Source organism: Pseudoduganella rhizocola, assembly GCF_045984285.3.
In the GTDB taxonomy this organism is placed as follows: Bacteria; Pseudomonadota; Gammaproteobacteria; order Burkholderiales; family Burkholderiaceae_D; genus Rugamonas.
Genome location: NZ_JBJQIK030000002.1, coordinates 637,140 through 664,041 on the forward strand (window position 1 = coordinate 637,140; position 26,902 = coordinate 664,041).

The 26,902-nt window shown below is 65.7% G+C and carries 23 protein-coding genes; 12 read left to right on the forward strand and 11 right to left on the reverse strand.

What is annotated here, in order from left to right:
- Nucleotides 1-28 precede the first annotated feature (28 nt).
- Complete coding sequence (nhaA, locus tag ACJRPG_RS06660; protein ID WP_407999255.1) at nucleotides 29-1,219, reverse strand: Na+/H+ antiporter NhaA; 1,191 nt, start codon at nucleotides 1,217-1,219, stop codon at nucleotides 29-31.
- Between the two features lie 262 nt (nucleotides 1,220-1,481).
- Between nhaA and ACJRPG_RS06665 the strand changes: the two genes are divergently transcribed.
- Nucleotides 1,482-3,680, forward strand: coding sequence for a hypothetical protein (locus tag ACJRPG_RS06665; protein WP_407999256.1), 2,199 nt, complete (start codon nucleotides 1,482-1,484; stop codon nucleotides 3,678-3,680).
- A gap of 58 nt (nucleotides 3,681-3,738) precedes the next feature.
- Nucleotides 3,739-4,494 (forward strand): hypothetical protein, encoded by a 756-nt coding sequence (locus ACJRPG_RS06670; RefSeq protein ID WP_407999257.1) that lies wholly within the window; start codon nucleotides 3,739-3,741, stop codon nucleotides 4,492-4,494.
- Between the two features lie 181 nt (nucleotides 4,495-4,675).
- Here ACJRPG_RS06670 and ACJRPG_RS06675 read toward each other — a convergent pair whose 3' ends face one another.
- The 4 genes from ACJRPG_RS06675 to ACJRPG_RS06690 all read right to left on the reverse strand — a co-directional run bounded on the left by ACJRPG_RS06675 (nucleotide 4,676) and on the right by ACJRPG_RS06690 (nucleotide 9,901).
- A complete protein-coding gene (locus tag ACJRPG_RS06675) occupies nucleotides 4,676-6,313 on the reverse strand; it encodes a methyl-accepting chemotaxis protein (protein ID WP_407999258.1) in 1,638 nt (545 codons plus the stop codon).
- 155 nt (nucleotides 6,314-6,468) lie between these two features.
- Entirely contained in the window at nucleotides 6,469-8,172 is a 1,704-nt protein-coding gene (locus tag ACJRPG_RS06680; RefSeq protein ID WP_407999259.1) for a sensor histidine kinase, read from the reverse strand.
- Nucleotides 8,173-8,449: 277 nt separating this feature from the next.
- Complete coding sequence (locus ACJRPG_RS06685; RefSeq protein ID WP_407999260.1) at nucleotides 8,450-8,953, reverse strand: GNAT family N-acetyltransferase; 504 nt, start codon at nucleotides 8,951-8,953, stop codon at nucleotides 8,450-8,452.
- A 21-nt stretch (nucleotides 8,954-8,974) separates the two neighbouring features.
- Nucleotides 8,975-9,901, reverse strand: coding sequence for a LysR family transcriptional regulator (locus ACJRPG_RS06690; RefSeq protein ID WP_407999261.1), 927 nt, complete (start codon nucleotides 9,899-9,901; stop codon nucleotides 8,975-8,977).
- A gap of 128 nt (nucleotides 9,902-10,029) precedes the next feature.
- Between ACJRPG_RS06690 and ACJRPG_RS06695 the strand changes: the two genes are divergently transcribed.
- The 3 genes from ACJRPG_RS06695 to ACJRPG_RS06705 all read left to right on the forward strand — a co-directional run bounded on the left by ACJRPG_RS06695 (nucleotide 10,030) and on the right by ACJRPG_RS06705 (nucleotide 11,608).
- Nucleotides 10,030-10,773 (forward strand): SDR family NAD(P)-dependent oxidoreductase, encoded by a 744-nt coding sequence (locus ACJRPG_RS06695; RefSeq protein WP_407999262.1) that lies wholly within the window; start codon nucleotides 10,030-10,032, stop codon nucleotides 10,771-10,773.
- A 22-nt stretch (nucleotides 10,774-10,795) separates the two neighbouring features.
- Nucleotides 10,796-11,014: a 2-hydroxymuconate tautomerase family protein gene (locus ACJRPG_RS06700; RefSeq protein ID WP_407999263.1), complete on the forward strand. Its 219-nt coding sequence runs from the start codon at nucleotides 10,796-10,798 to the stop codon at nucleotides 11,012-11,014.
- A 144-nt stretch (nucleotides 11,015-11,158) separates the two neighbouring features.
- Nucleotides 11,159-11,608, forward strand: a complete 450-nt coding sequence (locus ACJRPG_RS06705; protein WP_407999264.1) for a carboxymuconolactone decarboxylase family protein — start codon at nucleotides 11,159-11,161, stop codon at nucleotides 11,606-11,608.
- Between the two features lie 163 nt (nucleotides 11,609-11,771).
- Here the strand turns inward: ACJRPG_RS06705 and ACJRPG_RS06710 are convergent, their stop codons facing one another.
- On the reverse strand, nucleotides 11,772-11,993 hold the full coding sequence (locus ACJRPG_RS06710) for a tautomerase family protein (RefSeq protein WP_407999265.1): 222 nt from the start codon (nucleotides 11,991-11,993) through the stop codon (nucleotides 11,772-11,774).
- A 35-nt stretch (nucleotides 11,994-12,028) separates the two neighbouring features.
- Nucleotides 12,029-13,429, reverse strand: coding sequence for an MFS transporter (locus tag ACJRPG_RS06715; RefSeq protein WP_407999266.1), 1,401 nt, complete (start codon nucleotides 13,427-13,429; stop codon nucleotides 12,029-12,031).
- A gap of 101 nt (nucleotides 13,430-13,530) precedes the next feature.
- Here ACJRPG_RS06715 and ACJRPG_RS06720 point away from each other — a divergent pair, with 101 nt between their 5' ends.
- Nucleotides 13,531-14,385: a LysR family transcriptional regulator gene (locus tag ACJRPG_RS06720; protein WP_407999267.1), complete on the forward strand. Its 855-nt coding sequence runs from the start codon at nucleotides 13,531-13,533 to the stop codon at nucleotides 14,383-14,385.
- Nucleotides 14,386-14,388: 3 nt separating this feature from the next.
- Here the strand turns inward: ACJRPG_RS06720 and ACJRPG_RS06725 are convergent, their stop codons facing one another.
- Nucleotides 14,389-16,224 carry an AI-2E family transporter gene (locus tag ACJRPG_RS06725; protein WP_407999268.1) on the reverse strand — a complete coding sequence of 612 codons (1,836 nt, stop codon included), beginning with the start codon at nucleotides 16,222-16,224 and terminating at the stop codon, nucleotides 14,389-14,391.
- 164 nt (nucleotides 16,225-16,388) lie between these two features.
- On the opposite strand from ACJRPG_RS06725, the gene ACJRPG_RS06730 reads away from it, so the two are divergent.
- A complete protein-coding gene (locus ACJRPG_RS06730; protein WP_407999387.1) occupies nucleotides 16,389-17,036 on the forward strand; it encodes a DsbA family protein in 648 nt (215 codons plus the stop codon).
- A gap of 283 nt (nucleotides 17,037-17,319) precedes the next feature.
- On the opposite strand, the gene ACJRPG_RS06735 is transcribed toward ACJRPG_RS06730, so the two are convergent.
- Together ACJRPG_RS06735 and ACJRPG_RS06740 are read right to left on the reverse strand one after the other, a co-directional pair.
- Nucleotides 17,320-17,862 carry a cysteine hydrolase family protein gene (locus tag ACJRPG_RS06735; protein WP_407999269.1) on the reverse strand — a complete coding sequence of 181 codons (543 nt, stop codon included), beginning with the start codon at nucleotides 17,860-17,862 and terminating at the stop codon, nucleotides 17,320-17,322.
- A complete protein-coding gene (locus ACJRPG_RS06740) occupies nucleotides 17,859-18,491 on the reverse strand; it encodes a TetR/AcrR family transcriptional regulator (RefSeq protein ID WP_407999270.1) in 633 nt (210 codons plus the stop codon). The genes ACJRPG_RS06735 and ACJRPG_RS06740 overlap by 4 nt, the downstream gene beginning before the upstream one ends.
- A gap of 76 nt (nucleotides 18,492-18,567) precedes the next feature.
- Here ACJRPG_RS06740 and ACJRPG_RS06745 point away from each other — a divergent pair, with 76 nt between their 5' ends.
- The 4 genes from ACJRPG_RS06745 to ACJRPG_RS06760 are packed head-to-tail and all read left to right on the forward strand — an operon-like array spanning nucleotide 18,568 to nucleotide 22,715.
- Entirely contained in the window at nucleotides 18,568-20,013 is a 1,446-nt protein-coding gene (locus ACJRPG_RS06745) for a flavin-containing monooxygenase (protein WP_407999271.1), read from the forward strand.
- Nucleotides 20,010-20,819: an SDR family NAD(P)-dependent oxidoreductase gene (locus tag ACJRPG_RS06750; protein ID WP_407999272.1), complete on the forward strand. Its 810-nt coding sequence runs from the start codon at nucleotides 20,010-20,012 to the stop codon at nucleotides 20,817-20,819. The genes ACJRPG_RS06745 and ACJRPG_RS06750 overlap by 4 nt, the downstream gene beginning before the upstream one ends.
- Nucleotides 20,816-21,781 (forward strand): alpha/beta fold hydrolase, encoded by a 966-nt coding sequence (locus ACJRPG_RS06755; protein WP_407999273.1) that lies wholly within the window; start codon nucleotides 20,816-20,818, stop codon nucleotides 21,779-21,781. Before ACJRPG_RS06750 ends, ACJRPG_RS06755 begins: the two co-directional genes overlap by 4 nt.
- Nucleotides 21,771-22,715, forward strand: coding sequence for a 2-hydroxyacid dehydrogenase (locus tag ACJRPG_RS06760; RefSeq protein WP_407999274.1), 945 nt, complete (start codon nucleotides 21,771-21,773; stop codon nucleotides 22,713-22,715). Before ACJRPG_RS06755 ends, ACJRPG_RS06760 begins: the two co-directional genes overlap by 11 nt.
- A gap of 53 nt (nucleotides 22,716-22,768) precedes the next feature.
- On the opposite strand, the gene ACJRPG_RS06765 is transcribed toward ACJRPG_RS06760, so the two are convergent.
- Nucleotides 22,769-23,236, reverse strand: a complete 468-nt coding sequence (locus ACJRPG_RS06765; RefSeq protein ID WP_407999275.1) for an Lrp/AsnC family transcriptional regulator — start codon at nucleotides 23,234-23,236, stop codon at nucleotides 22,769-22,771.
- Between the two features lie 120 nt (nucleotides 23,237-23,356).
- Between ACJRPG_RS06765 and ACJRPG_RS06770 the strand changes: the two genes are divergently transcribed.
- The gene (locus ACJRPG_RS06770; protein ID WP_407999276.1) at nucleotides 23,357-26,872 is read left to right on the forward strand and encodes an indolepyruvate ferredoxin oxidoreductase family protein; all 3,516 of its coding nucleotides are present in this window, start codon (nucleotides 23,357-23,359) and stop codon (nucleotides 26,870-26,872) included.
- Nucleotides 26,873-26,902 lie beyond the last annotated feature (30 nt).

The following is a 26,902-nucleotide window of genomic DNA, read 5'->3' on the forward strand; positions in this document are numbered from 1 at the left end:
GTTCCGATAGCTGATGAAAGTGGCAATACTACCTTATGGCGCCCCCATGGGGACCGCAGCAGAGCTTCAGCCAGATAAATCCGATGGCCCCGGCGGTGAGGGAGGCCAGGAGAATGGCGATCTTTGACGCGGCGATCACTTCGGGCGCCGCTTGGAAAGCCAGGTTGGCGATGAAAATCGACATCGTGAAGCCTATGCCTCCCAGCATCCCGGCGCCCAGAACGTGGCGCCAGCTCAAGTCATCCGGCAGCTTGCAGGCGCCAAGCAGGACGGCGGCCAGCGAGAACAGGAAGATGCCGGCGGGCTTGCCCAGCAATAGCCCGGCCGCGATGCCGAGACTGTTGGAAGACGCGAGTTCCGCCGCCCAGTTGCTGCTGATGGCCACCCCTGTGTTGGCCAGTGCGAACAAGGGCAGGATGCCAAAGGCTACCGGAACATGCAGCGCGTGTTCCAGCCGGTGGGAGGGCGACCGTTCGTCATCCTGCCGCGCCGAGTACGGTATCGCGAAGGCCAGCAGCACGCCGGCCAGCGTGGCATGGAGGCCCGATTTCAGCATCAGTCCCCACATCAGAATGCCGCCCAGCAGGTAAGGCAGCAGCGACTGGACGCGGCCGAAGCGGTTCAGGCATGTCAGGCCGGCGAACACGGCCAGCGCGGCGAGCAGGTAAGCCATGTTCAGGCCGCCGCTATAGAACAGCGCGATGACGATGATGGCGCCCAGGTCGTCGATCACGGCCAGGGCAGTCAGGAAAATCTTCAGGGATGCCGGGATGCGGCTGCCCAGCAGGGCCAGCACGCCGAGGGCGAATGCAATATCGGTGGCCATGGGGATGCCGGCGCCCGCCTGCGTTGGCGTGCCGCCATTGAACGCAAGATGCAGTGCGGCCGGCAGGCAGATGCCGCCCAGTGCCGCCACGGCAGGCAGCAGGGCCTGGCGGAAATCGGACAGCTCACCGTTATAGAGTTCCCGCTCCAGCTCGAGGCCCACGAGCAGGAAGAAGACCGCCATCAGGCCGTCATTGATCCAGTGTTCGATGCTCAAGCCGGCCACATGCAACTGCCAGAAGGCGGCGTAGGCAGGGCCTGCGGACGAGTTTGCCGCGAGCAGCGAGACCAGGGTGCAGGCAATCAGGACGATTGCGCCCGCTTTCTTTGACGCGGAAAAACGCCTGAAGCTATTGGACAGTGGATAGGAAGAGGTGGCTGGTGAGGTTTGCATAGGGCGCGCCGAATACGCGTGGCGGCCCGACCGACGCAAACCCTGCGGCACACGGCGTGTGCGCACCCGTTCCCATTATAACCGGCAGGCGGCGTCCAGCGCATGCCGGAACGTGTGCCGCCAATTGCCAACGATCCTGGCGGAATCGGTGCATGTTTTGGCGGGGGGCGGGCTTGCGCGATCGATATGATGCCGCTGTTTCCATAACCCGCTTTCGTGGTCAGGATTCCGCGCGCGCCTGCGTGCTTTTTCTGGAGGCAGAATGTTAAACCAATCGAAGTTCCTGCTTTTGACCCTGGCCTGCGCCGCGTTCCTGGCGGGATGCGGAGGGCAGGACCCGGACGGCGAGGCATCACCCGGTCCGTCCGCCGCGAAGGAAGGGAGCGCGGAGGCGCGCGAGCCTGCGGCCCCGTCGGCCCAGGTGCTTGGCGAGAGCGCCCCGCGTGTGGCCGCCGCGGCCGTTCCCTATACCGCCACGGTTACTCAGGTCAAGCTGGTAAGTACCTCGAATGCGCCTCAGTACACGGTACCCGTGACGTTCGCCCAGGTCTTCCGGCAGGGGGACATTCCGGCAGGATCCACCGTAAAAGGGCGGCTGGAGGACGGGTCTCCGGTAAATCTCCAGGTCGAAATCAAGGCGCTCCACGCCGACAAATCGCTGCGGCACGCGATCGTGTCGGCCCTGGTTCCAAACCTGGCGGCATCGCAGACGCGTACCCTGGACCTGATCCGGGGCCCGGTGACCCCGGCCGGCATGCCGATCGACCCGTCGGTGCCGCTGCAGAAGGGACTGAAGGCTTCGGTGTTCGCCACCATCGGCAGGGTGCGTTATTCGGCTTCAGCCGAACAGCTGCTCAGGGAAGGCAAGTTCAACCGGTGGTTGTCGGGTACCCTGGCTACGGAATGGCTGGTCAGCGGCCCCTTGAAAGACAGCGCCGGCAATGCCCATCCCCACCTCACCGCGCGCTTCGCCGTCCGCAGCTATCTCTTCACGAACAAGGTGCGCGTCGACGTGACCGTGGAGAACAACTGGGCCTATGAACCGGCGCCCCAGAATTTTGTCTACGATGCCGCCATCACGGTGGGCGACAGGACCGTGTTCAGCAAGCCTGCGCTGACCCACTACCACCATGCGCGGTGGCGCAAGGTATTCTGGTTCGGCGACGAACCGGCTGTGCACATCCGGCACGATGTGCCCTACTTGCTCGCCACCGGAGCGCTGCCCAACTACGACAGGACCGTGGCCGTCGCGGAATCGGCCCTCGCCGCCATCAGCCGCAAGTTCAGCGGGGCCGTCACGGAGCCCATGGGCGTCGGCATGGCCACCCCCTATATGCCGCAAACCGGCGGCCGTCCGGACATCGGTATCTTGCCTGGCTGGGCCGCCGCCTATGTGCTGAGCATGGACCGGCGCGCCAAGGATGCGACCTTGGGCACCGCGGACCTGGCCGGCAGCTGGTCGGTCCACTACCGGAACAAAGCGACGGATCGCCCGGTGACGCTGCTGGAATATCCGTATATGACGGTTGTGGCCGGCGCCTACAACGACTCGTACAATCCGGCGACGAAGAAGAAGGAAGCCTTCCCGGCCTGCGCGGGCGCAGGCCTGTGCACCACCCCCTACACCCATGATTCGTCCCACCAGCCATCCTTCGCTTACCTGCCTTATCTCGTCACGGGGGATTACTATTACCTGGAAGAGCTGCAGTTCTGGGCGCACTGGAACAGCTTCTGGAGCAATCCGGTCTACCGTGAGCTGACCAAGGGCTTGTTCAAGACCGAGCAGGTGAGGGCGCAGGCGTGGAGCATGCGGACACTGGGCCAGGCCGCCTTCATCACCCCGGAGGCCGATCCCCAGAAAGAGTCGTTCACCGCGATGTTGCATGCGAACCTGGATTGGTACATCGCCAATTATGTGGACAATCCCGGCGCCAACCGGCTGGGCGTGCTGGTGAACGGCACGGCGGTGGCGTACGAGGGCGGCACGGGGATCGCGCCATGGATGGATGATTTCTTCACTGCGGCCATCGGCTATATCACGGACCTGGGCTTTTCGCGGGCCTATCCCTTATTGGCCTACAAGACCAGATTTGCCATCGACCGGATGACAGCGCCAGGATCTTGCTGGATCGATGCAGCCAAGTATTCGATGAAGGTACGCGACAGTACGGCTGCGCCGTTCTACCCCGCCTACGCCGAGGTTTACCGGAAAAGCCATACTGCCGAATTCAATGCGCTGCCGTGCAACAGCACAGGCATGGCGCAGCACCTGAAGCTCAAGCTTGGCGAGATGACGGGCTACTCGGCGGAAACCATCGGTTATCCGTCGAATATGCAGCCAGCACTCGCTTACGCGGCGCAAATGGGACCGGCCGGCGCCAACGCGTGGAAGGTTTTCGCCGGCAGAGCCGTCAAGCCGAACTATGGCTTGTCGCCGCAGTTTGCCATCGTTCCACGCTAGCAGCAGCATGCCGGCAGCCGGGACTGTTCATCGGTTCCGGCCATCTTGGAGGCGGAAGATGAAATTCATAAGGCGTGGCCTGCTCGTGCTTGCGGCAGGCCTGTGCTCCTTTCCCATGGCTGGCAGCGCGCAGCCGCAGGACACGCCCACTGTTGTGACCGTTGCCGCGATTGCCGATCCGGACTGGAAGCGCTATCCCGCATTCAGCGCGGGCGTGGCGTTCTTCGAGGCCGAACGAAGGACCGCACCGGGCGCTCCGCTCCGCTTCAGGCTGTTCACCCGTGACGGTGCCCTGCCGCCTGGAGAGCTCCTGTTGCGGATTGCCACCGACACGGAGTCGGCTCCGGTCGGCGTTGGGCCCGACGGGCGTTTCGCATTGCCGCACCTGGCCTGGGCATTGGAAGGCAAGGCAGAAATCCTGAGCAACCAGCGCCGCGGCAGCACCCGGTGGCGGCCCGATATCCGCAGTCCGGCCGTTCCCGCCGGGTTCCGGCGCCTGGGCGATCTGCGGCTCGAATGCCGGGTGCGCTGGACCATCGAGCGGGCCGACGTGCCGGGGCTGATGCGCAAGGTGTTCGATGCCGCCGGCGGCCCCTGCCTGGCGCGCGATGTGCTCGTGGACTTTTTTTCCGATGAGCCGATCGGCCGCATTGTTGTCGAGACGCCAGCCGGGGACCGGCCGCTGCCTTGTGCCCGGGCGGCTCCCGGTGGCCGGAAGTACTATCCGCCGATTAACGATCAAAGCCTGGGGGACGACGTCCTGTTGCGTTTCGAGGCAGGCGGCGACTGCGCGCCGCCCACGGCGGCGCACTGAGTGATCCAGCTCGGCAGGAAACGCAGCACGGCGTTCATGAACGCCGCCGCCCATTCCACGTTGCTGAGGTGAACCGCAGGCAGCACGATGGGCTTTGCGCAGGGGATGGTTGCGGCGATCTGTTCACTGTGGCTGGCCAGCGTCACGCACCACGGCGAAGGGGCTGCAGGGCTCCTGGAGATTAATTCATCCCCGGCCTGCTATTGTGGAATATCGGCCAAGCGAGAGAGCGATCTGCTTTCGCACCCGCGGCGCGGCTCGGCACCTGAACGCTGGCGGCCAGCTTGAAGTGCTGCATCAGGCCCGCGAGCTGGCGCGCCTGCTGCTGCAGGGCGTCAGCCGCGGCCGCCGCTTCTTCCACCAGCGCCGCATTGCGCTGGGTGTCTTCATCGATATCGGCGAGGGAGGTGTTGATCTGCTCGATGCCGTGTTCCTGGGTGGCGGAGGCGCCGGTGATGGCGCCCATGATGTCCGTGACCTGGTGCACCTTGTCCAGCATGCCCTGCATGGCCTGGCCCGCCTGGCCGGCCAGCGCGCTGCCGCTGCTGATGGTGCTGACCGAGTCGGTGATCAGCTGCTTGATCTCGTGGGCGGCCGTGGCGGAACGCTGCGCCAGGCTGCGCACTTCGCTGGCCACCACGGCGAAGCCGCGGCCCTGTTCGCCGGCCCGCGCCGCTTCCACCGCGGCATTGAGGGCGAGGATATTGGTCTGGAAGGCGATGCCGTCGATGACGCCGATGATGTCCATGATGCGGCCGGCCGAGCTGTCAATGGTGTTCATCGTGGCCACCAGTTCGGCCACCACGGCGTTGCCGCTGCTGGCTGCCGTGGAGGCCGCGCCGGCCAGGCCGCCCGCCGCCCTGGCGCTGCCGCTGTTGTTGCGCACGGTGCCGGTAAGCTCGGTCATGGCCGCTGCCGTTTCCTGCAAGGTGGCCGCCTGGTGCTCGGTGCGGCGCGACAGGTCCAGGTTGCCGCGCGCCACTTCGCGCGCCGCGTCGTCGATGGCGTGCGCGCTGTCGCGCACCCGGGTCACGGTGTCGGCCAGGGTGCTGCGCATGGTTTCCAGTGCGGTCAGCAGGGCGCCGAACTCGTCGCGCCGTTCATGCCGGATGCGCTGCGTCAGGTCGCCCGCGGCCACATGCTGGGCCAGTGCAAGCGCTTCGCCCAGCGGCTGCACCACGCCGCGCGTGAGGCGCCAGGCAAGCAGGGCGCTCGCGAGCAGGGCGGTCAGGCCGAGCAGCACGATGACATTGCGTCCCTGCGCGTACTGTTCGCGCGCCTGGACCGACAGCCGCTGCGCGGCGCCATGCTGCTGCGACAGCAGGGCATTCAGGGCCGCGGCATGTTTCTGGTCCGAGGGATCGAGCTGGCTTGTGATCAGTTCTTCCACCTGCTGGGTCCGGCCGAGCTCCTTCTGGCGCAGCGTTTCGCTGCGCGCCCGGTGGTATTGCGCGGCGGTGGCCGCCACCTGGGCTAGCAGCGGCTTTTCCTCCGCCGCCTGCCCGCCCTGCAGCAGCTGGCGCTGGAGGGCGGCCGCCAGCTTGTCGCCCTTGGCCAGTTCGGCCAGGAAGAGGTCCGCCAGTTCGAGGCTGTCGCTGCGCGCCACGGCCAGCGCGCGCGAGGCATTCAGGCGGCTCGTGGCCAGCAGGTCGGCGGTGATCTGCTGCCGTGCCAGCCGGTTCTCCACCAGGTCGGTGGTGGTGTCGGCCACCAGCGCCAGTTTCCATAGCGCCGTGGCGGTAATGGCGACCAGCAGGGCAAGGATCAGGATAAAGGCCGCGGAGATTTTCCGGCCTGCGCGCACTTGCAAGAAATTCATCACATGTTCTCTCTCGTTCAGACTTCCATCATGGTAGGGAGAAAATGTGTCAGGCCCATGACCGGGCGGGAAGCAGTTTGCAGCGTGACCGGTTTCGCTCGCCGCGCCGCAGGCGCCGGCAGTGGCAAGCTACCGTGCGCTAGCCTGAGCGCCTGTCATGCGGGGCCGGCCAGCGCCACCTCGATCTGCATGGCGAAGCCCTGCTGGCCGGCCAGGTAATTGACGCGTCCCCCCAGCACATGGGTGACGAGGTTGCTGACGATGTAGAGCCCCAGGCCGAGCTGGCCGCGCAGCTGCGCCGTTGTATAGAAAGGATCGAACAGTTTCGGGATCGCCTCGTGCGGCACGCCGGGGCCGTTGTCGCGGTAGCGCAGCACCAGGCGCTGCGCCTGCACCGCCGCTTCCACCACGATGCGGGGCTGCCCTTGGGCGGGCAGGCCATGCTGCAGCGAGTTGCGCAGCAGGTGGCGCAGCATGTCTTCCAGCGCGGCGCGATTGGTGTGCAGGCGCAGTCCGGGCGGGCAGTGCAGCACGACTTCCGCGCCGCTGCGTTCCTGCAGCGGGCGCAGCGGCAGCAATGCGCTTTGCAGCAGCGCTTCCATGGCCACTGTTTCGGCCGGACTGGCGCCCACCTCGATCCCGGAGTGCTTGAGCGCGTCCACCAGCTGTACGGCGCGCTCGGCATTGCGTTCAAACAGCGCGCTGCCTTCCGCCATCATGCGCAGGTACTGCTGGAAACCGGAGCGCGACAGCTGGCCGGCGGCCACCTCGGCCTGGTAGCGGCCGGTGGCCTCGGCCAGCGTGCTGGCGGTCAGGCGCATATTGCCCACCGGCGTGTTCAGCTCGTGGGCGATGCCTGCTATCAGGTGGCGCTGCGCGCCCAGCCTGGCCTGCTCGGCATTGAGACGGGAATGCAGCTGGGACTGCAGCTGGTTCAGGGCCTGGGCGAGCAGGCCGATTTCGTCGCCGCTGCGCACATCCACCTGGCTGGAGAAGTCGCCGCTGGCAATGCGCTGGGCGCCGCTGACGATGCGCGCCACGCTGTCCATCACCGAGAAATAGGCGGCCGCCGCCAGATAGACCACCAGCAGCAGCGCTGCCAGCACAATCAGGCGGTCGGTCCAGAGCTGGGCCTGGATGCCGGCGATGCGCCGCTCCAGCAAGCCGTCCAGCTGCGCCGCGAATTGCGGGGCGGCGGCGAAGACGGCATCCTGGTAGCGCTGCAGTGCCAGCCGCTCCTGCTGCGGCGGACGCGCGCCCGGCGCCTGCCCGGCCCATGCGCCCAGCTGGCGCAGCATGTGCATGGTGTCCTGTAGCGTGGCGCGCACGGCGCCGTTATGGCTGCCCGCCTTGTCCAGCGAGCGCAGCAGGGCATCGCTGCGGCCGGCCAGCTGCTCGGAGAGCAGGGGGACGCGGTTCCTTTCGTCCGCAGCGCGCGCCTGCGCAAGGCTGTGCAGCAGTTCCGGCAATTGCACGGTCAGCGCATGCATGAGGTAATAGGAATCGAGGTCGGTATCGAGCGTCAGGCTGGAGCGGTCGGCCATTTCGGCAATCGCGGCCACGTCAGCAGCGGTGACGGCATGCCGCTGCTGCAGCGCGGCCAGCCGGTCGGTGATCTGCTCGATGCCTGCCCGCTCGCGCCCGGCGATGCGTATCATCTCCAGGTTCGCGCTGTGCGAGGTGAACAGGAGGATGCCGATCGGCACCGAGAATACGAAGCCGGTCAGCGCCATGCGGCTGGCAAAGTTGAGGTGGGCCAGCAGGCGCTGGCCTGGCCCGACCAGGCGCCGCGGCCAGGCGCGCAGCGCGGGGCGGAAATGGGCCCACAGCCAGCGCGGGAAGGCCGGGGTGGAGCTCATGGCTGGCTCAGGCCGGAATGGTTGGCGTGCATGGACCGATTGTGACAGCCAGTCATCCATTTAACCAGTAGTAAGTCACCATTTCGGCGGCCTGATGCAGCTCAACAACAGCCGCTGGCAATCGGGCCTGGCGCTGCCCGCACGGGCGCCGCCGCCGGTTCGGCATCGAGGTAGATGCAGGCAATCCGGCGCGTGGTTGCGACCGGGCTCAGGTCTGAAGCAGGCGTGTTCCGGCGGCGGCGCGATACGCACGCCGCGCTCGATATCCGCCATGCTGTCACGGCGCCGCTGTGCGCAGGGAGCGGAACATGACGTAGGCGTCCACATACCCGAGCGCCTTGTGCTGGAAAGCGCCCGGAAGCGTTCCGGCGATGCGGAAGCCATGCTTCTCATACAGGGCGACGGCGGCCTGGTTGGTCGACACCACGAAGTTGAACTGCATGGCGCGAAAGCCCGCGGCCGCTGCGCGTTCCAGCGAATCGCGCAGCATGGCGCCGCCGATGCCCTTGCCTTGCATGTCCGGCCGCACCAGGTAGGTGGCGCTGCCCACATGGGAGGCGCGTCCGGGCAGGTTGGAGTTGATCTTGTACATGCCAACCAGCTCGCCATCTGCCAGCGCCGCATAGGACTGGACGCTGTCGGACAGCCACATTGCGTCAAACATCGCGTCGGGCGTGTCTTCGGTGAAGGGCAGGGCGTCGCCGCTGCGGCATACGTCGCGGAACAGGTCGGCCATCGCGGCGCGGTGGCTGGAACCAGCCTTGATGAACACAGGTGTCATGGTGATGGATGCCTTATGAAGTCAGCGTTTGCCGCCCGCCTTGTTCAGCTTCTGGGTCAGGAAGTCCACGAAGGTCCTGACCCGCAGCGACAAGTGGCGCGCGTGCGGATAGAGCAGGATGAAGGGGCGCGAGGTGCCGCCGAATTCCGGCAGCAGTTCCACCAGCTCGCCGCGTGCCAGATCCTGTTCCACGATAAAGCGGTAGGTCTGCACGATGCCGGCGCCGCTGCGCGCCAGCGTCACGATGCCCAGCACGTCTTCGGCGCAGCACAAGCCGCCATCGGTAAGGAGATCGATGGTCTTGCCGTCCTGATGGAAGGGCCAGGGAATACGCTTGCCGGTGCTGGGCAGGTCGAACTGGATGCACTCGTGTTTGGCGAGATCCTCCAGCGTGCGCGGTTTTCCTGCGCGCTTGAGGTAGGAGGGCGCAGCGACCAGCACCAGTTCCGCGTCTTCCAGCTTGCGCGCCACCAGCGAAGAATCCGGCGGCGTGCGGCCGCGGATGGCCAGGTCGAATCCTTCGTCCGCGAAATCGATATTGCGGTTGCTGACGTGGATATCGATGGTCACTTCGGGATGCTTGCGCCGGAACTCCCCCAGCAGCGGCAGCAGGCGGTAATGCGCATACGGCGTCGGCGCGCTGATGCGCAGGCGTCCGGCCGGTTTGACCTGGCCGCCCGTCACCTGCCGCTCCGCTTCGGTGAGCTGTGAGAGCGCCTGGCGGCATTGCTCGAAATAGAGCTTGCCCGCGTCGGTGAGCCGGATCTGGCGTGTGGTGCGCACGAACAGGCGCACGCCAAGCCGTGTTTCAAGGCGCTGCACCGAGCGGCTCACCGCGGGCGGGGTAAGGCCCGCCGCCGTGGCCGCGGCGGTAAAGCTGCTGTGTTCCGCCGCCAGGCAAAACAGCTCGATACTGCCCAACATCAGGTCATCGAATTGGCGTTTCATCGGCGTTCCATTAGTTACATGATGTATTCATTATCTTGCCGGAAGCGGTCTTTATCAAGCCCGTATGCCTCTCTATAGTGAACTCCATGGCAGCGGCGTCCGTTGCCCCAACAAACAGGAGCACTACTATGAGCAGCAACAAGAAAACCGTTATCGTCACCGGCGCATCCAGCGGCATCGGCTTCGCCATCGCCGAGGCTTACCTGAAGCGCGGCTACAACGTGGTGGGCAATGCCCGCACCCTGGAGCGCCTGCAGGCCGCGGCCGAAAAGCTGGGCAAGCCGGAAAGCTTCCTCGCCGTGGCTGGCGACATCTCCAAACCGGAAACCGCGAAAGCCCTGTTCGCACGCGCCATCGAAGCCTTCGGCAAGGTCGATATCCTGATCAACAACGCGGGCATCTTTATCGCCAAGCCGATCACCGGCTACACCGAAGAAGACCTGGAAACCATCGTCGGCACCAACCTGAAGGGCTTCTTCTATCCATCGCAGGCGGCTGCGGAGCATATGGCGGCCAACAAGTCCGGCCACATCGTGAACATCACCGCCAGCCTGGGCCTCCAGCCGACCGCCAAGGTGCCATCGCTGCTTCCGATTCTGATCAAGGGCGGCATCAACCAGGCCACACGCGGCCTTGCCATCGAACTGGCAGCGTCCAATGTGAAGGTCAATGCGGTTGCTCCCGGCATCATCGCGACTCCCATGCACGCCACCGACGAAGGCACGCAGAGCTTCCTGCGCGGCCTGTCGCCGGCCCAGGCGACCGGTGATACCGACGACGTGGTGAATGCGGTGTTGTACCTGACCGAGGCCAACTTCTCGTCCGGCGTGGTGCTGCCGGTGGATGGCGGCGCTGCTGCAGGCGTCTGGTAATCTTTTTTCAAGGAGTCTGATCATGCCTTATGTGAATATCCGCGTTACCAATGAAGGCGTAACGCCCGGCCAGAAACTGGAACTGATTGAAGGCGCCACCGACCTGCTGAGCCGCGTGCTGAACAAGGACCCGGCCACCACCTTCGTCATCATCGACGAAGTGGAAACCGATAACTGGGGCGTCAACCGCGAGAACGTCACCACCCGGCGCCGCCGGGAAGCCGAGGCGAAGAACAAGTAAGGACTGCCGCAGAAATTCAGAGCCGCTCACAGTGATGTGAGCGGTTTTTTTTTGCAGGCTGTCACAACGCGCGGCTGATATCCGTCTTGAAGTGGAAGGGCGCTCCTGCCCGTCGAACACCACATCTTGAAAGGATCGAATACCATGAATCGCGCAAACTGGTTCGCAGTCGCCCCCGAGGGTGCAAAGGCAATCGGCGCCCTGCACCACTATGTCGTTAACGGCACGAACCTGCCCAGTACCCTCATTCATCTTGTATTCCTGCGTGTGTCGCAGATCAACGGCTGCGCACACTGCATCGACATTCACAACCGCGACCTCATCAAAGAGGGCATGTCGGTCGATAAGGCAGTGCTGGTTTCGGTCTGGCATGAAGCCGGGTATCTTTTCACCGAGCAGGAGCGCGCCGCACTGGCCTGGGCGGAGGAAGTTACGCGCGTGAGTGAAACCCACGCGTCCGATGAAGCCTACGCAGCCGCCCTGGCCGTGTTTGGCGAGAAGGACCTGGTGGACCTGACCTTGACCATTGCGGCCATGAACGCGATCAACCGGCTCGGCGTCAGCTTCCGCCTGAAGCCGCGCGCGAGGAACTGAAGGAGCTAGCTGGCTGGCGCCTTCTGGGAAAACTGGGGGAATGATGGTGAAAACTGGTCTTTTTGAGCCTTTTTAGCGGAGTCCGGCCCACGGGCCCGGATTTCCCCGGAAAAGACCATCAAAAGACCAGTTTTCCCAGACAGCTGCGGCAGGGCAAGCTATCTCATTGTCCGGCCTTGGCGGCCGCCTGGCGCTTGCGCAGCGTGGTGACGTTCTCCCGGTTTACGCCCCAGTTATCGGTTTCCACTTCGTCGATGATGACAAAGGTCGTTGCCGGGTTCTTGTTGAGCACACGGCTCAGCAGGTCCGTAGCGCCTTCGATCAGCGCCAGTTTCTGTTCGGGGGTAACGCCTTCGCGGGTTACGCGGATATTCACGTATGGCATGGTCAAGCTCCTTCAATAGAGGGGTGGTGGAAATCTTAGTCGGCGGCGGCGCGCGGCAGCGCATTGGCCTGCGGTGCAATATACAGCCAGGCCAGCATGGCGCCGGCCAGCAGCAGCGCGGTGGAGATGGCCAGCGCGATCCCGATGCCGCGCAAAACGGCGGTGCTTGCGGCGCTCGCGATCAATGCGCCGAATACCGCCACACCGAGCGCGCCGCCAACCTGGCGTGCGGTGTTCAGTACTGCCGATGCGGTGCCGGCCTGGATGCGGTCCACCGCCGAGAGGATGGAGGTCGTCATCGCCGGCACCGCCAGGCCCATGCCGCCGGGGATCAGCGCGAGGCCGGGCAGCATCGCCAGGAAGCCCGCGTCTTCGGAGATGCCGAAGATGCCGAGCAAGGCGTAGCCGGAAGCGCCGATCAGTCCACCCACGATCATGGGCAGGCGCGAACCGGTATGTGCCTGCATCTTGCCGCTGATGATGTTCGAGATGATGAACGTGCCGGTCAGCGGAAGGAAAATCAGCCCGGCGTGCATCACGGAGAAACCACGCACTTTCTGCAGGTAGAAGGACAGGATGAAGATCACGCCGTAGTAGGCAAAGTTGACAAATACGCCGAACAGTACGGCGGCCGAGAAGCCGGACTGGCGGAACAGGCCCAGTGGCAGCATCGGCGCGGAGCTGCGCTGCTCTACGCGGACAAACAGGGCGCCGGTGACAAAGGCGATGGCCAGCGCGCCGAGCACGGCGGCGTGGCCCAGGCCGAGCGTGTGCACCTCGATGACGGCGCCGATAAAGGCGGTAAGGGCAATGATGGCCAGGACCTGGCCCTGTACATCGAAGCTGCGTGCAGGATTCTTGCCGCGCAGTTTGGGTACTACTCGCGCCGTGAGCCAGAAGCCGGCGATGCAGATTGGGATATTGACCCAGAAAATGCTGCGCCATCCGGCGAAAGACATCAGCAGGCCTCCCAGCACAGGGCCGGCGGCGATGGAGACTCCGCCCGCCGCAGTCCACCATGCAATGGCCTTGGCCAGCATCTTGCGGTCGCCCGCATACACGGCGTTCAAGATGGCGAGCGAACTTGGCACCATCAGCGCCGCGCCGATGCCTTGCAGGGCGCGCGCCACATTGAGCGCGAGGGCGTCCGGCGCCATGGCGCAGGCCAGGGACGCGAGCGTGAAGAGCGCAAATCCGCCCATGAACACGCCGCGCGAGCCGAACCGGTCGCCCAGTGCGCCGGCGGACAGCAGGAAGACGGCGAAGCCGAGCGTGTAGGCATCGACCACCCATTGCAGGGCGCTCACGCCGGCATTCAGCTCCTGGCCGATAGCGGGCAGGGCGACGTTCACAATGGTCACGTCCAGCTGCACGATGATGAAGGCGAAACTGCAGGCCAGCAGAATGGCCAGTGAGGGTGTGTTGGGACTGCGCATGATAAAGCTCCGCGATGGTTCACTTGCTCTCACTATAGAAGGCTTCATGTATCATTAAAAATGAATTATTATGAATCCATGTATCTTCCGGAGAGATTGGTATGGAACTGTCTTCGCTTCGCATCTTCAAGACCGTGGCGGAAGAGGGGGGCGTTACGCAGGCGGCGGCCCGGCTGCACCGCGTGCAGTCGAACGTCTCCGCCCGCCTGAACCAGCTGGAGGAATCGCTGGGCGTGACGCTGTTCCACCGTTCCGGGCGGCGCATGCTCATCACGCCGGAAGGAGAGCGTCTGCTGGCCTATACCGACCAGCTGCTGCGCCTGGCCGACGAAGCGCAGGCATCGCTGCGCGGCGGCCAGGAACCGGCCGGCCTGTTGCGCATCGGGTCCATGGAAACCACGGCGGCGGCACGCCTGCCGCAGGTGCTGGGCGCCTTCCACCGGAAGTATCCGGCTGTTGACCTGGTGCTGGATACGGGCCCCACGGACTACCTGGTGCAGGCGGTGTTGAATCATCGTGTGGACCTGGCGCTGGTGGCGGCGCCGGTGGAAAGGCCGGAGCTGATGCAGCTGCCCGTGTTCGAGGAAGAGCTGGTATTGCTGACTGACGCCTCGCATGGCGCCGTGCTTACGCCGGCCGATGTGTCGCGCCGCACGCTGCTGGGTTTTCGCAGCGGCTGCGCCTACCGGCGGCGGCTGGAGCGCTGGTTTGCGGAGGCGGACGTGGCGCCGGCCCGTATCTCGGAATTCGGCACTTTCGAAGCCATTATCGGCTGTGTGGCGGCGGGCATGGGCGTGGCCATGATGCCGAAGGAGGTGCTGAAGCAGCGCGGGCTGGCCCGCACGGTGCGCTGCCATGCTTTGCCGCCGGAAGTGGCGCAGGTGCAGACCATGATGGTGTGGCGGCGCGACATCGTGCAGCATGCCGCGCGGGACGCCTTCGCCGCTTCGTTCTGAACCTTATGCGGCGTGGCTCGCGCTGCTGGCCACTTCCAGGGCTTCATTGAAGGAGCTCACCAGCAGGTCCACACGCTTGTGGACTTCGTGATGGTCCGCCACCGGAAGGTCCATCTCCAGCTGAATCGCAATCAGGGAGGCGGCGGGCAAGGCGGTGCGCAGGTCGCCGACGGCTTCCATCCATGCCGCCATCGTTTCTTCCTCGGGATAGGGGATGAATACCACGGCCACCAGGTGCGCATTTTCCAGTCCCGGATGTTCCTCGCCGCTGCCCAGCGAGACGCTGCGCGCATCGATGCCGGATTCGCGCAGGGCGCGCACCAGCAGCTCGCACAGGAAATCGTCGCGCGCGGCGGCCAGGCCCACACATAGCGCCACCGAATGGGATGGCACGTCCAGCGAGCCTTGCCACTGGCCGAAGCGTTCCTCGCGCAGCTTGCGCAGGTAGGCGCCTACATTGCCGTCCGCCGGCGGGCTGGCTTTGCGGCGGCGGCGTGCACCGCCGGCGGAAGTGGGCGCCAGCGCTTCCGCCACCTCCACGATGGTGGAACGGATGCGCTCCTGCTGCACCTCATCGATATTCCCGTTGCGGAATTCGGGCAGGGACATGCCCAGCCCCGGCAGCAGCACGTCGTCGCAGTAGCGCGCCAGCGAATGGCGGCGCAGGTAGCGGTGCGCGTCGCGCAGCACGGCGCTGGTGTCGCCCGACAGGGCGCGCTGGTAGAAGCGCTGCGCCGCCGTGACGTCCGTGGCGGCGCCCAGCAGGATGGTGAAGGGCGAGAGCGAGCGCACATGGCGGCCCGCAACCACCAGGCAGAGCGTCAGCGGCGTGGAAAGCAGCAGCCCGACCGGGCCCCACAGCGTGCCCCAGAACAGCGCCGATACGATGATGGCCAGCGGCGACAGGCCTGCGCTGTGCCCGTACACCTTGGGCTCCACCACATTGGCCGCCAGCAGTTCCAGCACGAGGAACACGCCCACACAGCCTGCCGCCAGCGCCCAGCCGGGGTCCACCGCCGCCACGAACAGGGCAATGGCGGCGCCCGCGATCAGGATGCCGAGGTAGGGAACGAAGCGCAGCACTGCGCTCAGCGTGCCCCACAGCGCCGCATGCGGCACGCCTGCGGCCCACAGGGTCAGGCCGATCATGGCGCCGAAGGTGGCGTTCACGATGAACTGGGCAAAGAAAAAGCGCGAGATCCCTTCCGCCGCATCGGCCAGCGCCTTCACGGTGCGGCTGATCTCCGTTTCGCCGGTGAGCCGCACCACCCGTTCGGTCAGCGATTCGTGTTCGAGCGAGATAAACACCAGCAGCACCAGTACGATGCCGGCTTTGCCGAGCGGGCCCCACATGAGGGCGAACAGGCGGCCCACGGTTTCCTTGGTGGTGAGGCGCGGCTGGCGGATCTCGACGGGAATCGGCTGCTGGCGGGCCGCGGCGGAGCGGCTGTTCAGGGAAGGCGTGGGCGCCGTCACGACCGCGGGGATGCCCGCATTCAGTTCCGCCTCGATGCGCGCCAGCGGCCGCTCCGTCACTTCGCGGATGGTATCGAGCTTGGCCACGATGGCCTTGCGGTACTGCGGCAGGTCCGCCGTCACGGCGCCGAGCTGCGAGGCCAGCACCAGCGCCAAGCCGATGACGATGCCGCCGCCCAGCGCTACGGACAGCAGCGTGGATGGCACGCGGCCCAGGCCCACGCGCTGGAAGCTGTGGACCAGCGGCGCCAGCACAAGGCTGAGGATCGCAGCGCAGGCCAGCGGTTCAAGCACGTCGCGGCCGAAGTAGAGGATGGCAAGGATGCAGCTGGCGCTGATGATGGACGTGGCGTGAACGCGCATTGAGGCCGAAGGAGGAAGCGGTTGGTCAGCCCATTTTAGCAATCAATTGATTACATGAGGTACCTGCTGAAGTGTGTCGCGGGCTATTTATCGACTTCCAGGGAAAAAGTATAGTGGTTTCATACAACCAACAGGAGCTCGCCATGCAAACCACCACCCCTCCCATGAAGCTGATCTACGTCGGCGATCCCATGTGCTCATGGTGCTACGGATTCGGTAAGGAAATGACGGAACTGATGACTATGCACCCGGACCTGCCGCTGGAAATCATCGTCGGCGGCGTGCGTGCCGGCGCCACCGACATCCTCGATGACAGCGGCAAGCAGTTCCGCCTGGCCCACTGGGAGCGTGTGGAGAAAAACAGCGGCCTGCCTTTCAACCGCGAGGCCTTGCTCGCGCGTGAAAACTTCGTCTACGACACTGAGCCGGTATGCCGTGCGGTGGTCGCGGCGCGCAAAGCGGCGCCGGATGCCGACCTGCTGGACGTGTTCCGTGCGCTGCAGCATGCCTTCTACGCCGAAGGCCTCGATACGACGAATGGCCGCGTGCTGGCCGATATCGCGGCCGCGGCGCTGCAACGCCAGGGCCACGACGTATCGCCGGAATCGCTCTGGAACGTGTGGCGCTCCGCCGACACCGTGACTGCCACCAAAGCCGATTTCGTGCGCGCCCGCGCGCTGGGCGTCCGCAGCTTCCCCGCCTTGCTGCTCGAAACCGGCGACGCAATCGTTGAAGTCAGCCCGGGCTACGCGCATGCACAGCAGCTCGACCAGCTGTTGCGGGCCGCCCTGGCGCGGCGTGAAATTTCCTGATCGTATTGTGTGCGCTGGGCGGCATTGCTAATGCTAGTCTCCGAAGCTTCACATTTTCCGGAGGTGAGCAGTGGTGACAGGGCAAGGTGAGCCGCGGCGAACTGATACCTTCCACGCGGCATGTATTGAGAATGCGCTGAGAATCGTGCGGACCGACGGCATTGGCCTTGCGCTTGAGCATATGCTCAACTGCGGGGTGCCCAAGCTGACCGCATTGCGTGTTTTATCTTCTCCGGCGCACGTTCGGCATCACGAACGGCGCCGCATTCCCCGCCTGCGCTGATCAGGCGCCGGCAAACGTCACTTCACCCGCCGGCAGAAGCTTGACGCCCACCCCGAAGCTTCCGATATTGCTCAGCGTGAGCGCGTGATGCGCTGAAATCTGCGCTGCCGTCAGCAGGCCGTTATCGACGGTCGAATGTCCATCCTTCACCAGTACCACCGGGTAGCCGAGGCCCAGCGCGCGGCGCGTGGTGGTGTCCACGCAGAAGTCGCTTTGCAGGCCACAGACCACCACGTCCGTCACGCCGCGCTCATCCAGCAGCGCCTGCAGCGGCGTCAGGTGGAAGGAGTCCGGTGTGGTCTTTCGCACCCGCAGGTCGGCCGGCGCGGTGGACAGGCCGCGCGCCAGCTGCCAGCCGCTGCTCTCGAACTGCAAGGAGCCTTCCTCTTCCTCGTGCTGGATCAGCACCACGGGCATGCCCGCCTCGCGCGCCTTGCGCGACACAGTGTTGATGCGGTCGATCACGCGTTCGGCTTCGAACGCAGCTTCCTCGCCGAAGCAGAGGGCTTCCTGGACATCGATAATCAGTAGTGCGGTCTTCATTGCGGTCCCCGTACAGGTGGTTTGCGGGCGAGGATCATGCCGAGCCGCAGGGCGGTGTCGCTGACCTCGTCGATGGATGGCCGGTAGCCCTGCTCAATCCAGCGCAGGGCAATGTGGATCACGCCGCCGACCACGCCGGCCTGCAGCAGTTCGTCGTCCTGCGCTTCCGGCGGCGCCACGGCGGCGGCCACGCCGCGGCCGATCACGCGCAGCGCCGCGTCGAAGGCTTCGTCCACGGCGCGGCTCACGCCACGGATCTCCACCAGGAACACGCGCGCCGAGCGCGGCTCGCGCTTCAGGGCGGCGAAATAGGTGTGCAGCATGGCGCGCGCGCGCGCGGTGCGGCTGCGGCCTGCCGCCTTCGCCGCCGCACCGATCTCCTGGTAGACGGTGTAGGTGACGGCGTTGAAGCAGGCGATCAGCAGCGCTTCGCTGTTTTCGAAGGACTCGTAAAAATAGCGTTCCGTCAGGCCTGCGGCACTGCACACGGCCTTCACCGTGGCATGCCGGTAGCCGCGTTCGCCGTACACGTCGACGGCGGCTGCAATCAGCCGGCTGCGGCGCTGCGCGCGCCGTTCTTCCGGCGAAATGCCGCGGTAGGCACGGGCGGGAGGTGATTCCGGTCTCATGCCATTATTTTGGCACATATTGTTGTCAGATAAATTGTGACAATGTACAGTGTCAGAAAAAGGAAGCGGAGACAAGATGGAAGAATTCGACGTTCTCATCGTCGGCGCGGGCCTGTCCGGCATCGGCGCCGCGCACCAGCTCCAGCAGCGCTGTCCGGACAAGCGCTTCCTGATCCTGGAAGGGCGCGAGGCCATCGGCGGCACCTGGGATCTGTTCCGCTATCCCGGCGTGCGCTCGGACTCCGACATGTACACCCTGGGCTACGGCTTCCGGCCCTGGACCGACCCGAAGGCCATCGCCGACGGCCCGGCCATCCTGCGCTATATCCGCGAGACGGCGGCGGAGGCCGGCCTTGCGCGCCACATCCGCTTCGGCCACCGGGTGGTGAGCGCCGCGTGGTCCAGCAGCGACGCGAGCTGGGTGCTGGAAGCCGAATGCGGCGGCGAACGGCGCAGCTTCCGCGCACGCTTCCTCTGCCTGTGCAGCGGCTATTACGATTACGAAGAAGGGCACCGGCCGGAGTTCGCGGACGAACAGCTGTTCCGCGGCCGGCTGGTGCAGCCGCAGTTCTGGCCCGAGGGCCTGGACTACAGCGGCAAGCGCGTGATAGTCATCGGCAGCGGCGCCACGGCGGTCACGCTGGTGCCGGCCATGGCCGAAACGGCGGCCCATGTCACCATGCTGCAGCGCTCACCTACATACATCGTTACGCGGCCGTCGGTGGACGGCATCGCCCGGCGCCTGCGCCGCATGCTGCCGGAAAGGGCGGCCTGGTGGCTCACGCGCTGGAAAAATATCGTCGAAGGCATCGTGCTGTTCCGGCTGGCGCGCAGCCGTCCGGAGATCGTCAAGGAACATATCGTGCGGCTGGCGGCGAAGGAGAGCGGCCTGGCGCGCGAGCATTTCACGCCGGACTACAAGCCCTGGGACCAGCGCGTGTGCGTGGTGCCGGACGGCGACCTGTTCCGCGCCATCCGTGAAGGCAAGGCCTCGGTAGCCACCGATACCATCGAGCGCTTCACGCCGGACGGCATCGTGCTCGGTTCAGGGCGGGAGCTGGCAGCCGACGTGGTGGTGATCGCCACGGGCCTCAAGCTGCGCATCCTTGGCGGCATGGCCATCACCATTGATGGCCTGCCTTTCGAACCGTCGCAGGCCATGGCCTACAAGGGCATGATGCTGAGCGGCCTGCCCAATTGCGCCATGACCTTCGGCTACACGAATGCTTCCTGGACCCTGAAGGCGGACCTGACGGCTGCCTATGTGTGCCGCCTGCTGCGCTTCATGGACCGCAAGGCTTATGCGATCGCCGTGCCGCAGAAGGAGGCGGACGTGAGCCCGCAGCCCTTCCTCAGCTTTACCTCGGGCTATGTGCAGCGCGCCATCGCCGGCCTGCCGAAGCAGGGATCGCGCAGGCCCTGGCAGGTGTACCAGAACTATATCCAGGATCTGTTCACCATACGCTATGGCGCAATCGGCGACGGCGTGATGCGTTTCGGTGCGAAAGGACGCATGCCATGAAGCTTGAAAACAGCCTCGCCGTTGTGACGGGCGCCGGCAGCGGCATCGGACGCGGTATTGCGCTGGCGCTGGCGCGGCGCGGCTGCCACCTGGTGCTGGCCGATATTGCGCAGGAAGGCCTGTCGCAGACGGCGCGCGAGGTGCGCGAGGCCGGCGTGCAGGCGCATTGCTACCGGCTCGATGTGGCCGACCGCGAGGCGGTGCGCGAGCTGGCGCAGACCGTGGCGCGCGAGCATGGCGGCGCCCGGCTGCTGGTGAATAATGCCGGCGTGGCGCTCGGCGGCACGTTCCAGCAGGTCAGCGAAGAAGATTTCGACTGGCTCATGAACATCAACTTCCACGGCGTGGTGAGCATGACGCGCGCCTTCCTGCCGCAGCTGCAGCGCAGCGGGGAGGCCCGCATCGTGAACATCTCCAGCCTGTACGGCATTGTGTCGCCGCCGGGGCAATCGGCCTATTCGGCCAGCAAATTCGCGGTGCGCGGCTTCAGCAACGCGCTGCGGCACGAGCTGGAGGGCAGCAATGTGGGCGTGACGGTGGTGCATCCGGGCGGCGTGGCCACGTCGATCGCGCAAAGCGCGCGCGCGCCGGCCGGGGTGCCGGAAGAAGAGATCCGCCGCCACCGCGCCATCGCCCAGAAGCTGCTGCGCATGCCGCCGGAGAAAGCGGGCGAAATCATTGTGCGCGGCATCGAGCGGCGCAAGGCGCGCGTGCTGGTGGGGTTTGATGCGGTGGTGGTGGCGCTGCTTGAGCGCCTGATGCCGGTCGCTTACTGGAAGCTGCTGAAGAAAGGGATCAGGACATGATGCTGTTGACGCTTGGTCTTGCGCTGCTTGCACTGAGCGGCGTGCTGGCCGCCTTCACGCGCTATACCGCCGGCAAGGTGGAGGCAGCGCTTCCGCCAGCGGGGCGGATGGTCGCGGTGCCGGGTGGTCGCATGCACGTGCAGGAGCAGGGCGCGGGTCCGGCCATCCTGCTGATCCACGGCCTCGGTGGCCAGGCCTGCCATTACACCTACCGTCTGGCCGGCCTGCTGGCGCAGCACTACCGCGTGGTGACGGTGGACCGGCCCGGTTCCGGCTACTCGGAGCGCGACGCTGCGCATCCGGCCAGCCTTGACGCCCAGGCGGACGCGCTGGCCGCGCTGATCGATACGCTGCAGCTCGGGCGGGCGGTGGTGGTCGGCCATTCGCTCGGCGGTGCGGTGGCGCTGGCGCTGGCGCAGCGCCACCCGGACAAGGTGAAAGCGCTCGCGCTGCTGGCGCCGCTTACGCAATTGCCGGAACAAGTGCCGCCCGCTTTCCGTGCGCTGACGATAGAGTCGCGCGCCCTGCGGCAGCTGCTGGCGTGGACGGTGGTGACGCCGGCGACGATTGCGCGCAGCCGGCAGGTGCTGGAGCAGGTGTTCGGGCCGGAGGCCGTACCGCGCGACTATGCCGTGCGCGGCGGCGGCATTCTCAGCCTGCGTCCCAGCCAGTTCCTGGCCGCCTGTGCGGACATGCAGGCCGTGCCCGATGCGATGCCGGGCGTGATGGCGCGCTATCCCGCGATGCGGGTGCCGGTCAGCGTGCTGTATGGGCGGCAGGACCGGATCCTGGACTGGGAAGCCAACGGACAAGGCCTGCTGGCGCAGCTGCCGGGCAGTACCCTGCAGCTGGTGGATGGCGGCCATATGCTGCCGGTCACGCAGCCGGAATTGTGCGCAAGGTTTATCATGCAGGCAGCGCAAGATGCGTGGACCAAGGAAGCCCTGCTGAATGAAACCTGAGATTCTTGTGATGGCGGCGAGTCCGTCGCCATCGGTGATGGAGCAGCTTGAGCGCCATTTCGCCTGCCACCATGTGTGGCAGGCGAGCGATGCGGACAGCTTGATCGGCGCTGTTGCAGACCGTGTGCGCGGCGTGGCGACCACCGGCATCATCGGCATTTCCGAAGAGCTGGCTGCGCGGCTGCCCAGGCTGGAAATCGTGGCGGTGAACGGCATCGGCGTCGATGCCGTTGCGTTCGACGCGCTGCGCCCGCGCGGCATCCGTGTCACCAATACGCCGGGCGTGCTGACCGATGACGTAGCCGATTTGGCTGTCACGCTGCTGCTGGCCACCACGCGCCGCATTCCCGCGCTGGACAGCTATGTGCGCAGCGGCGCCTGGGCGCGCAAGGCGCCGCTGGCGCTGGCCCGCTCCCTGCGCGGCAAGGCGGCAGGCATCTATGGCTATGGACGCATCGGCCGCGCCATCGCACAGCGCCTGCAAGCCTTCGGCGTGGCGTCGCGCTACTACCAGCCGCGCGTGGTGGCTGACACGGACACGCCGCGCGCCGCATCGCTGCGCGAACTGGCGGAGCAGAGCGACTACCTGTTCGTCTGCGCGCCAGGCGGCGCCGCGACGCGCGGGGTGGTGGATGCGGAGGTGCTGGCTGCGCTGGGGCCGGGCGGCACCCTGATCAACATCGCGCGCGGCAGCGTGGTGGACGAAGCGGCGCTGATCGAAGCGCTATCGAACGGCACGCTCGGCGCCGCGGGCCTGGATGTGTTCGAGCACGAGCCCCATGTTCCGCAAGCGCTGGCCGCGCTGCCGAACGTCGTCCTCACGCCGCACGTGGGCAGCCTCACCACCGAAACCCGCCACGCAATGGGCCAGCTGGTGGTCGACAACCTGCTCGCCCACTTCAGCGGCGCCCCCTTGCCTACCCCCGTCCCCTAAAGCTCAGCCCGTGTCCACCTTGGTGCCTGACCCCAAGGTGGACACGGGCTCGACTATAGGGGCAGGGCGGTTTTGTATTTGACTTCGCGCAGGGCGACGTTGGTGTTGATCTGGGATACGCCCTGCAGCTTGAACATTACTTCGTGCAGGAAGTTCTGGTAGGCCTCCATGTCCGGCACGATGACCTTGATCGTGTAGTCGGAATTGCCCGTCGTTTCGTAGCATTCCACTACTTCTGCGCGCGCCTGCATCGCGCTTTCGAAAGCTTCCACTATCCCTGCCGAGTGCCGGTTCAGCGATACGTGCGCCAGGCAGCACACCATCAGCCCGACCTTGCGCCGGTCCACCAGCGCCGCATAGCGCGTGATGTAGCCGCCGTCTTCCAGCTCTTTCTGGCGCCGCCAGCACGGGGTTGCCGACAGGCCGACCGCCTCCGCCAGCTCGGCCGTCGAGAGGCGGCTGTTGTCCTGCAGGGCGGCCAGAATCCGCACGGATGCGGGGTCAAGGGAATGATTTTTCATATTCACGTAAAAATCGAAAGGAACTTACTCAATTCTACCGTTGTCTTGAAAAAGCAGGAATATTATTCCGCCACCGCCGAACTATCATTTCTTCTTCGATTCCTGCCTTAGAAGAAGCATATGAACGCTCATACCGCGCACAGCGCCGCCGCCCTCGCAGCGGCGCAGCCAGCCGAGACACTGGCCGACCCCGATTACCGCCTGCAGGACAACCTCACCCGCGAAACGGGCCGCGTTTTCCTCACCGGCACCCAGGCCCTGGTGCGCCTGCTGATGATGCAGCAGCGCCTGGACCGCGCCAATGGCCTGAATACCGCAGGCTTCGTCAGCGGCTACCGCGGTTCGCCGCTGGGCGCCGTGGACCAGGAGATGTGGCGCGCACAGAAGCAGCTGTCCAGTCACCGCATCGAGTTCCTTCCCGCCATCAATGAAGACCTTGGCGCCACGGCGGTTCTCGGCACGCAGCAGGTGGAAACCGATCCCACCCGCCACGTCGATGGAGTGTTCGCCATGTGGTACGGCAAAGGCCCGGGCGTGGACCGCTCCGGCGACGCCATCAAGCATGGCAATGCCTACGGTTCCTCGCCGCACGGCGGCGTGCTGGTGGTGCTGGGCGACGACCACGGCTGCGTGTCTTCCTCCATGCCGCACCAGAGCGAGCAGGCGCTGATCGCGTGGAGTATGCCGATCCTGAACCCGTCCAACATCCAGGAGTACCTGGAGTTCGGCCTGTATGGCTGGGCGCTGTCGCGTTTCTCCGGCAACTGGGTGGGTTTCAAGGCGATTTCGGAGACCGTGGAAGGCGGGGCGGTAGTCGAGCTGCCGCCCATGCCCGTGTTCGCAGCGCCGGACTACCAGTATCCGGCCGAGGGCCTGCACTACCGCTGGCCCGACCTGCCAAGCCTGAAGATCGAGCAGCGCGTGGCCGAGAAGCTGAACGCCGTGCGCGCCTTCGCGCAGGCGAATTCCATCGATCGCTTCATCACCCAGGCGCCCGGCGCGACGCTGGGCATCATCAGTGCGGGCAAGGCTTACCTGGACCTGCTGGAAGCAATGCAGCGCATGGGCCTCACCCAGCAGCGGCTGGAAGAACTGGGCATCCGCCTCTACAAGCCGGGCCTGACCTGGCCGCTGGAACCGCAGCGCCTCGCGCAGTTTGCCGAGGGGCTGGCCGAGGTGCTGGTGGTGGAGGAAAAAGATCCCATCATCGAGCAGCAGCTCAAGAACCATTTCTACAACCGGCCAGCCGGCGAACGCCCGCAGGTGCTGGGCAAGACCGACCTGGCCGGGCAGCCCATGCTGGCCGCCATCGGCGAGCTGCGGCCGTCGCGCATCGCACCGGCCCTGATCCGCTGGCTGGCGCCGCACCTGCCGCAGCTTGGCCTGCAGCAGTACCTGCCGGCGTTCTGCGCCGCCGATGTGCAGGCCAATCCGGGCAATGCGGTCCGCACGCCTTACTTCTGCTCCGGCTGTCCGCACAATACCTCCACCCGCGTGCCGGAAGGCAGCACTGCCATCGCCGGTATCGGCTGCCACTTCATGGCGACCTGGATGCAGCGCGATACCGTGCAGCTGACGCAGATGGGCGGCGAGGGCGTGACCTGGGTTGCAGCCTCGCGCTTCGTGGGCAAGAAGCACGTGTTCCAGAACCTTGGCGACGGCACCTACTACCATTCCGGCTTCCTGGCCCTGCGCCAGGCCGTCGCGGCACGCGCCAACATCACTTACAAGATCCTGTACAACGATGCTGTCGCCATGACGGGCGGCCAGCCGGTGGATGGAAAACTGAGCGTGCCGCAGATCGTGCAGCAGGTGCTGACCGAAGGCGTGGTGCGTGCGGTGGTCGTCACCGACGAACCGGATAACTATGAAGACGTCACCCTGCCGGAAGGCGTGAAGGTCTACCATCGCCGCGACCTGGACCAGGTGCAGCGCGAGCTGCGCGATACGCCGGGCGTGACCGTGCTGGTCTACGACCAGACCTGCGCCGCCGAGAAGCGCCGCCGCCGCAAGAAAAACACCGCGACGCATACCGAGTTCCCCGATCCGGCGCGCCGCATGGTCATCAATGCGGAAGTGTGCGAAGGCTGCGGCGACTGCGGCGTGCAGTCGAACTGCCTGTCCGTTCTGCCGCTGGAAACGGAACTGGGCCGCAAGCGCCAGATCGAACAGGCTTCCTGCAACAAGGACTTCTCCTGCGTGGAGGGCTTCTGCCCGAGCTTCGTTTCCGTCATTGGCGGCGAATTGAAAAAGCCGGAAGCGGCAAAGCTGGAGCTGGCCGACCTCGAACGCGCGCTGGCTGCCTACCCGCTGCCGGCGCCGCACGATTACGGCAAGCCTTTCGAAATGCTGGTGGCGGGCGTTGGCGGTACCGGCGTCGTCACCATCGGCGCCCTCATCACGATGGCGGCCCACCTGGAAGGCAAGGGCGCCTCCACGCTGGACTTCATGGGCTTCGCGCAGAAGGGCGGGGCGGTGATGTCGCATGTGCGCCTGGCCTCGTCGCCCGCTGCGCTGAACCAGGTGCGCATCGACCTGCAGCAGGCCGATGCCGTGCTGGCCTGCGACCTGGTGGTCGGCGCCATGCCGGATGCGCTGGCCGTAATGCGCCATGGCCATACCACCATTATCGCCAACGAGCGCGAGATTCCTACCGCCGCCTTCACGCGAAATCCGGACGCCAGCAACAATATGCCCGGCCTGTTCGCCCAGTTGCGCTGTGCGGCGGGCGAGGACCGCGTGTATGCCATCGATGCGCAGGAAGTCGCCGGCCGCCTGCTGGGCGAGCCGATCGCCGCCAATATGCTGATGCTGGGCTATGCGTGGCAGAAGGGCCTGGTCCCGGTTTCCATGACTGCGCTGCTGCGGGCGGTGGAGCTGAACAATGTGGCGGTGGAGATGAACAAGAAAGCGCTGCTGCTGGGCCGTATCGCGGCAGCGGATGCTGCTGCGCTGGAGCGCTTGTCGGGCGCGCGGGCGAAAGTCATCCAGTTCACTGCCCCGGCATCGCTGGAAGAGCTGGTCGCGCAGCGCATGCCACGCCTGGAACGCTACCAGAACGCAGCCTACGCCCAGCGCTACGTGGATGCGGTGCGCCGCATTGAGGCCAGGGAGCGTGAGCTGGATGGCGAGCAGTCGCGCACGCCGCTGGCGAAAGCGGCGGCCCGCTATCTGTTCAAGCTGATGGCTTACAAGGATGAATATGAGGTGGCGCGCCTGCATGCCTCCGACGAGTTCCGCCAGCAGATTGCCGGCCAGTTCGGCGGCGAATACAAGCTGAACTTCCACCTGGCGCCTCCCATACTGGGCAAGCGCAAGCTGCGTTTCGGTGGCTGGATCCAGCCTGCCTTCCGCATGCTGGCGCCGCTGAAGGTGCTGCGCGGTACGCCGCTCGATCTCTTCGGCTATACGGCGGAACGCAAGCGCGAACGCGCACTGCGCGATGATTACTTCGCGCTCCTCGATGAAATGTGCGCAAACCTGACCTCGGACAATAAGGCAGTGTGGCTCAAGCTTGCCCAGCTTCCCGAACAGATTCGCGGTTACGGCCATGTGAAGCTGGCCAGCATGGACAAGGCGGAGCAGGAAGCGCAGCGTTTGCGTGCACAGCTCTCGGCGAACGCGCGGGCGGCGTGAAAGGACGTCTGCACATCCATTACTTCGCAA

Excerpts from the sequence above, each read along its gene's own strand:
- nhaA (WP_407999255.1), bottom strand. The coding sequence starts at position 1,219 with ATGCAAACCTCACCAGCCACCTCTTCCTATCCACTGTCCAATAGCTTC.
- ACJRPG_RS06665 (WP_407999256.1), top strand. The coding sequence starts at position 1,482 with ATGTTAAACCAATCGAAGTTCCTGCTTTTGACCCTGGCCTGCGCCGCG.
- ACJRPG_RS06670 (WP_407999257.1), top strand. The coding sequence starts at position 3,739 with ATGAAATTCATAAGGCGTGGCCTGCTCGTGCTTGCGGCAGGCCTGTGC.
- ACJRPG_RS06675 (WP_407999258.1), bottom strand. The coding sequence starts at position 6,313 with ATGAATTTCTTGCAAGTGCGCGCAGGCCGGAAAATCTCCGCGGCCTTT.
- ACJRPG_RS06680 (WP_407999259.1), bottom strand. The coding sequence starts at position 8,172 with ATGAGCTCCACCCCGGCCTTCCCGCGCTGGCTGTGGGCCCATTTCCGC.
- ACJRPG_RS06685 (WP_407999260.1), bottom strand. The coding sequence starts at position 8,953 with ATGACACCTGTGTTCATCAAGGCTGGTTCCAGCCACCGCGCCGCGATG.
- ACJRPG_RS06690 (WP_407999261.1), bottom strand. The coding sequence starts at position 9,901 with ATGAAACGCCAATTCGATGACCTGATGTTGGGCAGTATCGAGCTGTTT.
- ACJRPG_RS06695 (WP_407999262.1), top strand. The coding sequence starts at position 10,030 with ATGAGCAGCAACAAGAAAACCGTTATCGTCACCGGCGCATCCAGCGGC.
- ACJRPG_RS06700 (WP_407999263.1), top strand. The coding sequence starts at position 10,796 with ATGCCTTATGTGAATATCCGCGTTACCAATGAAGGCGTAACGCCCGGC.
- ACJRPG_RS06705 (WP_407999264.1), top strand. The coding sequence starts at position 11,159 with ATGAATCGCGCAAACTGGTTCGCAGTCGCCCCCGAGGGTGCAAAGGCA.
- ACJRPG_RS06710 (WP_407999265.1), bottom strand. The coding sequence starts at position 11,993 with ATGCCATACGTGAATATCCGCGTAACCCGCGAAGGCGTTACCCCCGAA.
- ACJRPG_RS06715 (WP_407999266.1), bottom strand. The coding sequence starts at position 13,429 with ATGCGCAGTCCCAACACACCCTCACTGGCCATTCTGCTGGCCTGCAGT.
- ACJRPG_RS06720 (WP_407999267.1), top strand. The coding sequence starts at position 13,531 with ATGGAACTGTCTTCGCTTCGCATCTTCAAGACCGTGGCGGAAGAGGGG.
- ACJRPG_RS06725 (WP_407999268.1), bottom strand. The coding sequence starts at position 16,224 with ATGCGCGTTCACGCCACGTCCATCATCAGCGCCAGCTGCATCCTTGCC.
- ACJRPG_RS06730 (WP_407999387.1), top strand. The coding sequence starts at position 16,389 with ATGAAGCTGATCTACGTCGGCGATCCCATGTGCTCATGGTGCTACGGA.
- ACJRPG_RS06735 (WP_407999269.1), bottom strand. The coding sequence starts at position 17,862 with ATGAAGACCGCACTACTGATTATCGATGTCCAGGAAGCCCTCTGCTTC.
- ACJRPG_RS06740 (WP_407999270.1), bottom strand. The coding sequence starts at position 18,491 with ATGAGACCGGAATCACCTCCCGCCCGTGCCTACCGCGGCATTTCGCCG.
- ACJRPG_RS06745 (WP_407999271.1), top strand. The coding sequence starts at position 18,568 with ATGGAAGAATTCGACGTTCTCATCGTCGGCGCGGGCCTGTCCGGCATC.
- ACJRPG_RS06750 (WP_407999272.1), top strand. The coding sequence starts at position 20,010 with ATGAAGCTTGAAAACAGCCTCGCCGTTGTGACGGGCGCCGGCAGCGGC.
- ACJRPG_RS06755 (WP_407999273.1), top strand. The coding sequence starts at position 20,816 with ATGATGCTGTTGACGCTTGGTCTTGCGCTGCTTGCACTGAGCGGCGTG.
- ACJRPG_RS06760 (WP_407999274.1), top strand. The coding sequence starts at position 21,771 with ATGAAACCTGAGATTCTTGTGATGGCGGCGAGTCCGTCGCCATCGGTG.
- ACJRPG_RS06765 (WP_407999275.1), bottom strand. The coding sequence starts at position 23,236 with ATGAAAAATCATTCCCTTGACCCCGCATCCGTGCGGATTCTGGCCGCC.
- ACJRPG_RS06770 (WP_407999276.1), top strand. The coding sequence starts at position 23,357 with ATGAACGCTCATACCGCGCACAGCGCCGCCGCCCTCGCAGCGGCGCAG.